Here is a 9,864-nt window from a genome sequence, read left to right on the forward strand (position 1 = left end):
GACCGGGTGCTCCGGCCGACGGGCGCGATCACGTCCTCATCCCTTCATTCAGCTGTGGCGGCCTCGGCCTCCCCAGGCGATCAGGGCGAGCAGCAGGCCCACCCCGAGCGTCGCGGCGGCGATCAGACCGAGCAGCCTGCCCAGCCCGGCACCGGTCCCCGGCAGCTCACCGCCGTGGCCCGGCGAGTGGGTCGGCTCCGGGTGGTGCGTCGACGGGTGGTGCGACGGCGTGTGCGAGTGGCTCGGCGACGGGGTCGCGGTCGGCGTCACGGTGGGCGACGGGGTCGGGGTCGCCGTGGGCGACGGGGTGGGGGTCAGGGTCGGGGTCGCCGTGGGCGACGGGGTGGGGGTCAGGGTCGGGGTCGGCGTGACCGTGGGCGACGGGGACGGGGACGGGGACGGCGTCACGGTCGGCGACGGCGTGGGCGACGGGGAGACCGTCGGCGACGGGGACGGCGAGGGGCTCACCGTCGGCGACGGGGATGGGGATGGGGACGGCGACGGGGAAGGCGAAGGCGAAGGCGACGGCGAAGGGCTCACCGTCGGCAGCACCAGCCCCATGTCCAGCCCCAGGTCCGCCACCCCGCCGGCCAGCGTGACGGTCTGCGTCACCCCGGTCGCCGGATCGGCGTCCGAGTCCAGCGACCGGTCCGACCCGGCCGCCCGCAGGGTCACGGTGGCACCCTCCGGCAGCGTGGTGAGGTCGAACCGCACCGCGTACACCCCGTCCGGCAGCCGCTCGAACAGGTAGTGCCCGTTCGCGTCGGTCACCGTCGAGACCGGGTTGCCGTCCTTGTCCCGGACCACCCGGCCCTCGCCGTCCAGCAGTTCGACCCGGACCCCGGGCACCCCGGGCTCGCCGGGCTGCTGCACGCCGTCCTTGTTGACGTCGCTCCAGACGAAGTCGCCGAGCGTGTTGGCCGGCGGCGCGGCCTGCTCGATGCCCACGCCGACCTTGGCCGGCTCGGCGGGCAGCAGCGGATTGCCGGAGGCGTCGGTGGCGGTGTAGCTGAAGCTGTTCCAGGCGAACTCGTCCGGGCCCGCGTCGAACGAGGCGACCATCGGCCAGGTCAGCGTGAACGACTCCCCGGGCGCGAGCGTGCCGGGGCGGTGCACCCGGAACCAGGTCGCGGTGCCCGGGCCGGGGAACGCGGTGCTCCACACCGCGCCGGCGTCGCACGGGCCGGGCACGGCGAACTCGCCGGGCAGGCAGGGGTCCGGCGAGGTGGTGTACTCGATCACCACGGTCGGGTCGCTGGAGGTCAGCGGCTCGACCAGCGAGGGCGTCCAGGCGGAGTTGCGCGGGACGTCCGGCCGCAGCACGTAGGAGTCGCCCGGGGTGGGCAGCTTGTCGTACGCGAGGAACTCGGTGACCGGGTCGACGGAGTCGTTGCGGACGGTCATCCGGTAGGAGATGCCGCCGCCGGGCCGGGTGGTTCCGGTGGTGGCGTAGTCCGGGTCGAGGTCGCCCCTGACCTCCTTGTAGGACCGCAGCACGGCCGGGACCTGCACCTCGACCAGCGAGGAGGCGCGGCACATGGTCTCGGTGGTGTCGCCGTCCTTGTCGATGTCCTGGGCGTCCGGCTCCCCGCTGTCGCTGCCGAAGAAGAAGCAGGACACCGGGGGTCCGGCGCCGTCGGCGGTGACGAACACGTCGTTGGTGAGCGTGCCGGGCCGGGCGCTGCCGGCCACCTGGACGTCGATCAGGGTGCGGTACGCCAGGTGGTCGTTCAGGTACATCATGTCGGGCGCGCCGGCCGGCCAGGTCATCTTGAGCAGCTGGCGGCCGTCGGGGCCGGGGAGCACGGTGACCGACTGCGGGGCCATCGAGTCGGGGTAGGACGGGTCCCGGCGGGCGCTGCCGTCGACGTAGACCATGCCCGGCGGCAGCAGGTCGTAGAGGACGAGCGGCTGGTCGAGGGTGCGGCCGGTGCGGTTGTACGGGGTGACCCGGAAGGTGGCGACGCCGCCCGGGGAGAGCACCGCGCCGGAGACGGTCTCCTTGGCGGCGCCCAGGTTGGTGGCGGCGGTGACGGTGCTGTCGGCGCAGTCGCCGGCGGCGGCGGTGTCACCGGCGGCGCTGGTGCCGACCGCGTCGAGGCAGTTGTGCAGCGGCGCCGGCGCGGTGCGGCCGTCGTGGCCGGGGGTGATCACCTGGGCGAGCAGCTGGACGGCGTTGCCGGGGCTCCAGCCGCCGGGGATCGGGCCGCTCCAGCTGAACCGCAGGCCGTCCAGGTGGCGGCCGGCCGGGATGCCCAGCACGTCGTTGGCAGGGTCCCCCGCGCCCTCGGCGAAGGTGATCCGGCGGGTGGTCGAACCGTTCAGCGGCTGGCCGGGGGTGAAGGTCCGCCAGGTGGGGTCGCCGTCGAGCCGGTACTCCAGCGCCAGGGTGATCGAGGTGGGGTTCCACGCCTCCAGCTGGATGGACTGCGGGATCAGCCAGTTGTACAGGTCGGCGGTGGTACCGGCGCCGGGGTCGGTCATCACCAGGCTGCCGACCGGGTCGGCGTTGTTGGAGACCCGCATGCTCAGCGTGGTGAGGTCGCCGGAGACGGTGTCCTCCTGCCACACCTTGGAGGCGCCGATCTGCACACCGGTGACCGGCGGCTGGAAGGTCGGCGTCTCGGCGGTGTCGGTGTCCAGGTCGCGCCGCGGCTCGGGGCCGAGCGGGTCGCCCTGGAGCGTCACCGTGTTGGTCGACGTGGTGCCGCTGGGGAAGGTCGGGTCCGGGTAGCCGACCACCAGGACGCCGGGGATCCGGCAGCCGGCCTGCCCGTTGCCGGACACGAAGGCGCCGATGTCGTAGACCCAGGTGGTGGAGCCGGCCGGGTCGTTGACCCAGCCGGGCGAGCGGCTGGTGTCGACCACGGCGCCGGGTGGCAGGGTGTCGACCAGCCGGCTGCTGTCCAGGTCGACGTTGGGCACGTTGGCGGCGGAGCAGGCGCTGAACTGGTAGGTGACCGAGCGGCCGTCCTGGCTGCTGGTCTGCACGCCCTTGGTGGTGGTGTAGTCGGGCTGGACCACGGCGGTGGTGGTGGCGCTACCGGTCTGCGGCGGCTCGCCGTCCGCCGTGAGGGTGGCCGCGTTGGTGTCCTGGGTGCCGTTGGGGGTGGAGAAGTTGGGGTACCGCATCACCACGTTGATGGTGGCGGTGGTGCCCGGGGAGAGGGTCTGCAGCTTGGCGGTGAGGGTGCCGCCCATGGAACCCACGGGTGGGACGGTGGAGTTGGGGACGTCGACCGTGGAGGCGTCCGGGGTCCAGCCGATGAACTCCATGTCGGCCGGGAGCACGTCGGTGATCTGCCCGTTGACGCAGTCGCTCACCGAGCAGGTGTACCGCAGGGTGAAGGTGACGTTCTCGCCGGGCCCCACGCTGGGCTTGTCCACCGTCTTGGTGAAGGTGACGGCGGCCTCGGCGGGCGGGGCGGTCAGGGTGCCGGTGAGCAGGGTGCCGCCGATCAGGCCGAGCGCGGCGGCCAGGCGCGGCAGGCGGGAGGGGCGGGAGGGCCGTGGGGGTCTGGGTCTTGACGTCCGCATAGGCGGAATCTCATCGTCGGCTTATCCGCCCGAGGCCGCGCCGCGAGGCGGTATGACGGACTTTCACCCGCCCGGCCAGCTCGGACGGCGGAACGGGCTCACCCGGACGGACTCCGGGTGACCCGCGTCGTGGAGGAGCGCCGCACCAGCGCGGTGGCCAGCGGCGGCACCGGCGCCACGGCCTCGCCCCGGAGCAGCCCGGCGAGCGCCGCCACCCCGGCCCGGCCCAGCTCCTCGCCGGGCAGGTCGACGGTGGTCAGCGGCGGGGCGAGCAGCGCGGCGACCGGGACGTTGTCGATGCCGATCACCGAGAGGTCGGCGGGCACCCGCAGCCCGCGCTCGGCGGCGGCCTGGTAGACGCCGGAGGCGACCACGTCGTCGTCGCAGATCACGGCGTGCGGCCGGTCCGGGCGGGCGAGCAGCCGGTGGGCCGCCTCGCGCGCGGCCGGCTGGCCCTCGTTCAGGCTGACGCCGAGTTCGACCACGTCCAGGCCGAGCGCCCGGACCGTCTCCTCGAAGGCGGCCTGGCGGACCCGGAAGGTGTACGCGGCGTGGGTGGAGCGCAGCCGGCCGATCCGGCGGTGGCCGAGCCCGGCGAGGTGTTCGACGGCGGCCCGCATGCCGCCGGCCACGTCCAGTTCGATGGTCGGCCGGGCCCGGTCGGTGCCCGGGTCGGCGTCCAGGAAGACCACGGGGGTGTCGGCGGGCAGCTCGCCGAGCTGGCTGTCGTCCGGGGAACAGATCAGCAGGCCGTCGAAGCGGCTGGTGGTGGCGGCCTCGGCGAGCGTGGCGCTCCCCCAGCCGGAGCTGACCACCACGGCCAGGCCGTGCTTGCCGGCCTCCTCGTGCACGCCCTCCAGGACCCGGCCGAAGAACGGGCCGAGGATGTTGGGCACGGCCAGCAGGATCATGCCGCTGCGGCCCAGCCGCAGCTGCCGGCCGGCCGCCTGGGGGCGGTAGCCGAGGCCGCGGGCGGCCTCCCGGACCCGCTCGCGGGTGGCGTCGGAGACCCGGCGGCCGGCCTCGGAGCCGGAGAACACCAGCGAGACGGTGGCCTGCGAGACCCCGGCGAGCCGGGCGACGTCCCGGCCGGTGGGACGGCGGACCGGGGCCGGCCAGGTCCCGGCCGCGGGCCGTTCCCGGGAGGCGGCGTCGCCGGGTGCGGCCCCCTCGGACCCGGCGCTGCCCGGTGCGGCGTTCTCCGGCACGGCGGCGCGGGTCAGTTCTGCGGGGTCGGGGCGGCGGGACCGGTCGTGGCGGCCGCGGCGCGGGCGGCGTCGTCCGCGGCGTCCTCCTCGGCGTTCTGCGCGGCGAACTTGGAGGCGGTCCGGGAACGGATGCCGTCCACCCTGCCGGAGATCTCGGCCGACATCTCGTCGCGCTGGCGGCTCAGCAGGACGTAGCTGAGCGGGGCCGAGGCGACCGCGGCCAGCAGGAAGAGGAAGACCGTGCCCGCCTCGCCGGAGACCGGGATGACCTGGAAGTGCCCGAGCAGCAGCGCGACCAGCAGGCAGCCGAGGAAGACCGAGACCCGCATCGAGGTGTACCGGAGCGTGGCGTGCGACTTCTTGCTCACATTGCTGCCCACCGGGGACACATCCTTCACTGCGCTGGGAACCGGGCCGGTCTCCCAGTGAAGCATGCCCGACGCACCCGGCGGGGAACGGGTCCCGCCGCTCACCGCCCGGCACCTCCGCGATCAGCGCAGGTCGAGCCACATGATGACGTCGTCGCGGTCGTCGCCGGGCGCGACCCGGATGGTGGCGGGAACCCGTCCGACCTCGACGTAGCCGCTGCGGGCGTAGAACGACTCCAGCCCGAGCCCGCCCCGCACCTGGAGCTTCAGCCCGTCCAGGCCCCACGCGCGGGCGATCCGCTCGGCTTCGGCCAGCAGGGCCGCGCCGTAGCCGCGCCCCTGGAGCTCGGGGTGGACCATCACCTTGACGACCAGCCGCCAGTGGTCCATCGGCCCGAACCGCATCGACTCAAGGACCAGCAGCGCGGCCAGCCTCCCCGTCCCGGCCTCCCGGGCGATCAGCAGCCGGTCCGGCCCGGCGGGCGCTATCCCGGCGAACTGCCGCTCCCCGGCGGCCCTGACCTCCTCCTCGGTCACCTGGTGGACGAAGCCGACGGCCCCGCCGGCGTTGCTGGCCGCCGTCCACAGGCGGGTGATCTCGTCGAGCAGCGCGGGGCCGGGTTCCGGGTCGAGGGTGAAGCTCAGTGTCATGGTCCCGAAGCCTAGTCGCCCCTTACGACAGCGGCCCCGTCACGACGGCGCGGGGGCGGTCCGCTCCGGAGTTCCGGTCCGCAGCGCCAGGCAGAGCAGCACCGCGACCGCGCAGAGCCCGCCGGCCGCGTACCAGGTGAGGTCGTAGTCGCCGAGCGCGTCCCGGGCGAAGCCGGCCAGGCCGGCCACCACGGCGGCGCCGATCTGGTGGCAGGCCAGCGCCCAGCCGAAGACGATCGGCGCGTCCTCGCCGAAGTGGCGGCGGCAGAGCGCGACCGTCGGCGGCACGGTGGCCACCCAGTCCAGCCCGTAGAAGATGACGAACGCCAGGATCGGCGGCTCCAGCGAGCCCGCGAACAGCTGCGGCAGCAACAGCAGCGAGAGCCCGCGCAGCCCGTAGTAGACGATCAGCAGCCGACCGGCGTCGAAGCGGTCGGTGAACCAGCCGCTCGCGACGGTGCCGATCACGTCGAAGACGCCGATCAGCGCGAGCAGGCCCGCCGCCGTGGTGACCGGCAGGCCGTGGTCGTGGGCGGCCGGGATGAAGTGGGTGCCGACCAGCCCGGCGGTGGTCGCGCCGCAGATCGCGAAGGAGCCGGCCAGCAGCCAGAACGCCCGGGCGCGGGCGGCCTCCCGGAGCACCCGCAGCGAGCGGACCAGCACCCGCTCGCCGACGGCCGGGGCGGGCGGCGGCTCGGTGGCGCCGTACGGGAGCAGGCCCAGCTCGGCGGGCCGCTCGCGCATCAGCAGCAGCACCGGGACGGCCACCGCGCTGGCCGCAAGCGAGACCACCACGACCGCCGAGCGCCAGCCGTGCTGCTCGACCAGCCAGGCGCCGAGCGGCAGGAAGACCAGGTTGCCCGCCGCGCCGGCGGCCGTCAGCACCCCGGTGACCAGCCCCTGCCGGGCCCGGAACCAGCGCCCGGTGATCGTGGTGGCGAACGCGCCGGCCATCGAGCCGCTGCCGAGGCCGACCAGCACGCCCCAGCAGAGCACCAGTTGCCAGGGCTCGCGCATCAGCATGGTGAGGCCGGCGCCGACCGAGATCGTCAGCAGCGCGCAGACCACCACCAGCCGCACGCCGAAACGGTCCATCAGGGCGGCGGCGAACGGCGCGGTGAGGCCGTAGAGGGTGAGGTTGACCGAACTGGCGCTGGATATCGTGCCCATCGACCAGCCGAACTCGATGTGCAGGGCGTCCATCATCAGACTGGGCGTGGAGCGGAATCCGGCCGATCCGAGCAGCACCAGCAGCGAGACGCCGGCCACCACCCAGGCGTAGTGCACCCGGGGCGCGCGGGCGGGCGCGGGGAGCGCGCCGGTGGGGGCCGGGGGTCCGGTGGGGGCTTCGGTCTCGTTCACCCGCCGAGTCTCCCGACGGCACGGACCGACGACGAGGGGCGGGACTGCCGACTTCCGCCGGAATCGGGCCAACCGGTGGCGGGAACCGGCCGACCGGACGCCCGGTCCGGACGGGCCGGGCCGGGTGGCCGAAAAGGATCGTCCACGGCGGGCGGATCGGATGGCGGCGGGCCGCGCGCACCCCGAGCACGGCACGGCCGGCCACCATCCAACCTCGGCGCACGGGCCCTGAACCCGTGCCACGCCCTCCGCACTCGCCGAGGAGCCAGCGCACGACCGTTCCACGGCCCCCCTGCTGACGTGGTCCCCCTGGACAGCAGCACCGCAGCGGCGTTCGGGTGTTCCCTCGGCGTCCCCTCGCGACGGAGCGCTGCACCCAAGCGTGATCAGTCGGATACGTCACGTCAATGGTTTGTCCGAAATTCGGAATGGTTGCGTCAGCTTTCGGCCCGGCGATCAGCGGGGACGTCAGGGGCCTCAATGGCCTCAGGGGTACCAGCGTTCGTGAGCCGTGCGCCCGTCAGGGCTGCGCCAGCGCCACCCAGTCGACGGCGGCGAGCGGATCGGCCGGGCGGGCGTCCGGGCTGATCTCGCACCAGACCCGCTTGCCCGTGCCGTCGGGGTACCAGCCCCAGCGGTCGCAGAGCAGTTCGACCAGCTCCAGGCCGCGCCCGTTGGTGGCGTCGACGTCCGCGCCGGCGTGCCGGGGGGCGGGGGCGACCTGGCTGGCGTCGGCGACCTCGACCCGCAGCGGGCCGACCGCCACGGCCTCGCGCACCCCGCCGTGCCCGGCGCCGTCCGGGGAGGCGTCCGGCCCCGCGCCCGGCAGGTCGCCCAGCGGGAAGCAGAGCCGCAGCACGGCCGGACAGCCGGTGTGCACCACGGCGTTGGTGACCAGCTCGGAGACCACCAGCACCACCGTCTCAGCGATCGGCGCGTCCGGGTCCACCCCGTGGTTGAGCAGCCGCGAACGGACCCACCGGCGGGCCCGGCCGACTTCGGCGGGGTCCGCCCGCACCGCAAGCTGTACCTGAAGAACCTGCACCGCTCCACCACCCGCACTCGCAGTTCGGCCACCGTCTCGGCCGTGCCCTGGTCGCCCGGCCGGCCCGGGCACGCACCCGGCCCGCCGTCCGTCGGGTCGCGGCCCGACGGGTGACCGCACGTCGCACCCGTCGGCGCACCCGCGCCACCTCGTCCGTCGCGCACCGGCCGCGACACGAATACGCCTCAGGATGAGTCGGCGGGCGGACCGCAGCAAGCGCTTCGGGCATATTCCAGCGATCGGGGGACAGGACAGGGCATACTGTCCCGTTCACTCTGGCGAGCCCCGGACCGGCGATCGTCCGGCCCCGGGCCGACCTGCCCGCGACGCAGAGGCGAACCTACCGCCGTCCGCCTCCCGCACCGCACCCGCCACTCGCGAACCACCCGTGCGACATATGTCCAGCCGCCTTCGAACAGCGCAACCGCGGGATCGGCTGCGGATCCCACGATCTGACGATCCGAAGCCCCGGCCTCCTGTTCTTCACCGAATCCACCCGCCGTCCGAACCGCGCGGGATACCGTGGACGCGTCAGCGGTCGGTCCGGCAGGAGGGTGGTGACCGGTGGCCACCACCGACGGCGCCCCGCGCCGGGACGAGCAGCTGCAGCGGCGCCTGGCCCGCGGCGAGGAGACCGCCCTCGGCGAGCTGTACGACCAACTCGCCCCGATGGTCCACGGATTGGCGGGCCGGATACTGGCCGACCAGACCGCCGCGGCGCAACTCACCCGGGAGATATTCGCCCACGTCTGGGAGCACCCCGAGGCCTTCGACCCGGCCCGCGGCTCGCTGCGCGCCTGGCTCGGCGCGCTGACCCACCGCCGCGCCGTCGACCGGCTGCGGTCCCGCCGCGCCGAGGAGGCGGGCTACGCCGGCGACACGGAGGACGAGATCCGCGCGGTGGCCACCGCCGCGCGCGTCCAGTACGTGGTCGCCGCCCTGCCGCAACCCCTGCGTGAGACCATCGCCGAGTCCTACTACGACGGCCGCACCTACCAGGAGACGGCCCGCCGGCTGGGGATCAGCGAACAGGCCGCCAAACAGCGGATGCGGCTCGGCCTGGAGCTGCTCGCCACCGAGCTGGAGCAGGAGCGCGCCCGGCACCGCGGCCCCGCCCCGGCGGAACCGGAACGGCCGGACCCGGAGCGGGCCGAGGGGACACAGGACGGCGAGCGGTGGAAGGAGGGCGGGGGGACGTGACGATCACCGACGAGCAGCACGAGGCCCTGCGCTCGCTGCTCGGTGCCTGGGCGCTCGGCGCCGTCCCGTCCCGCGAGGCCGCCGGACTCGAAACCCACCTCGCCGACTGCCCGCCGTGCGCCGAGGAGGCCGAGCGGCTGCGCGAGGCGGCCGGCTGGCTCTCCGTCGAGGAGCCGCTGGACCAGCCCGCCGCGCTGCGCCAGCAGGTGCTCGACTGGTGCCTGACCCGCCGCCCGGCCGACCTCCCGGTCCCCGCCTGGGGCGTGCCGTACACCGCCGAGACCGCCAAGCTCGACGCCCTGCTGCGCGACCTCGGCCCGGAGGAGTGGCAGGAGGTCGCCGAACTGCCCTGGCACGGCGGCACCGAGTACCTGCGCCCGGCCGAGGTGCTCTGCCACCTCGCCGCGGTGGACGGCTACCTGGCCGTCGCCCTCGGTCTGCCCGACCCCGTCCCGGCCGGCCCCGGCCCCGACGGCACGGCTCCCGTCGGCAC

8 protein-coding genes are annotated in these 9,864 nt (G+C 74.8%); 2 read left to right on the forward strand and 6 right to left on the reverse strand.

The window, feature by feature from the left end:
• Window positions 1-48: 48 nt before the first annotated feature.
• The 6 genes from ABD308_RS21880 to ABD308_RS21905 form a co-directional block, all read right to left on the reverse strand.
• A complete protein-coding gene (locus tag ABD308_RS21880; protein ID WP_344337797.1) occupies window positions 49-3,537 on the reverse strand; it encodes an SdrD B-like domain-containing protein in 3,489 nt (1,162 codons plus the stop codon).
• 98 nt (window positions 3,538-3,635) lie between these two features.
• On the reverse strand, window positions 3,636-4,745 hold the full coding sequence (locus ABD308_RS21885) for a LacI family DNA-binding transcriptional regulator (protein ID WP_344337799.1): 1,110 nt from the start codon (window positions 4,743-4,745) through the stop codon (window positions 3,636-3,638).
• Window positions 4,746-4,756: 11 nt separating this feature from the next.
• Window positions 4,757-5,125 (reverse strand): DUF4229 domain-containing protein, encoded by a 369-nt coding sequence (locus ABD308_RS21890; RefSeq protein WP_344337801.1) that lies wholly within the window; start codon window positions 5,123-5,125, stop codon window positions 4,757-4,759.
• Window positions 5,126-5,236: 111 nt separating this feature from the next.
• Window positions 5,237-5,764, reverse strand: a complete 528-nt coding sequence (locus tag ABD308_RS21895; RefSeq protein WP_344337803.1) for a GNAT family N-acetyltransferase — start codon at window positions 5,762-5,764, stop codon at window positions 5,237-5,239.
• A gap of 39 nt (window positions 5,765-5,803) precedes the next feature.
• The gene (locus ABD308_RS21900; RefSeq protein WP_344337804.1) at window positions 5,804-7,126 is read right to left on the reverse strand and encodes an MFS transporter; all 1,323 of its coding nucleotides are present in this window, start codon (window positions 7,124-7,126) and stop codon (window positions 5,804-5,806) included.
• A gap of 520 nt (window positions 7,127-7,646) precedes the next feature.
• On the reverse strand, window positions 7,647-8,171 hold the full coding sequence (locus ABD308_RS21905; RefSeq protein WP_344337806.1) for an ATP-binding protein: 525 nt from the start codon (window positions 8,169-8,171) through the stop codon (window positions 7,647-7,649).
• 564 nt (window positions 8,172-8,735) lie between these two features.
• Between ABD308_RS21905 and ABD308_RS21910 the strand changes: the two genes are divergently transcribed.
• Window positions 8,736-9,371 carry a sigma-70 family RNA polymerase sigma factor gene (locus tag ABD308_RS21910; protein WP_344337807.1) on the forward strand — a complete coding sequence of 212 codons (636 nt, stop codon included), beginning with the start codon at window positions 8,736-8,738 and terminating at the stop codon, window positions 9,369-9,371.
• Window positions 9,368-9,864 (forward strand): anti-sigma factor family protein (locus ABD308_RS21915; protein ID WP_344337809.1); only part of this gene is annotated, 497 nt, incomplete at its 3' end. The genes ABD308_RS21910 and ABD308_RS21915, both read left to right, overlap by 4 nt.

The organism is Kitasatospora putterlickiae (genome assembly GCF_039527695.1).
GTDB classification, from domain to species: domain Bacteria; phylum Actinomycetota; class Actinomycetes; order Streptomycetales; family Streptomycetaceae; genus Kitasatospora; species Kitasatospora putterlickiae.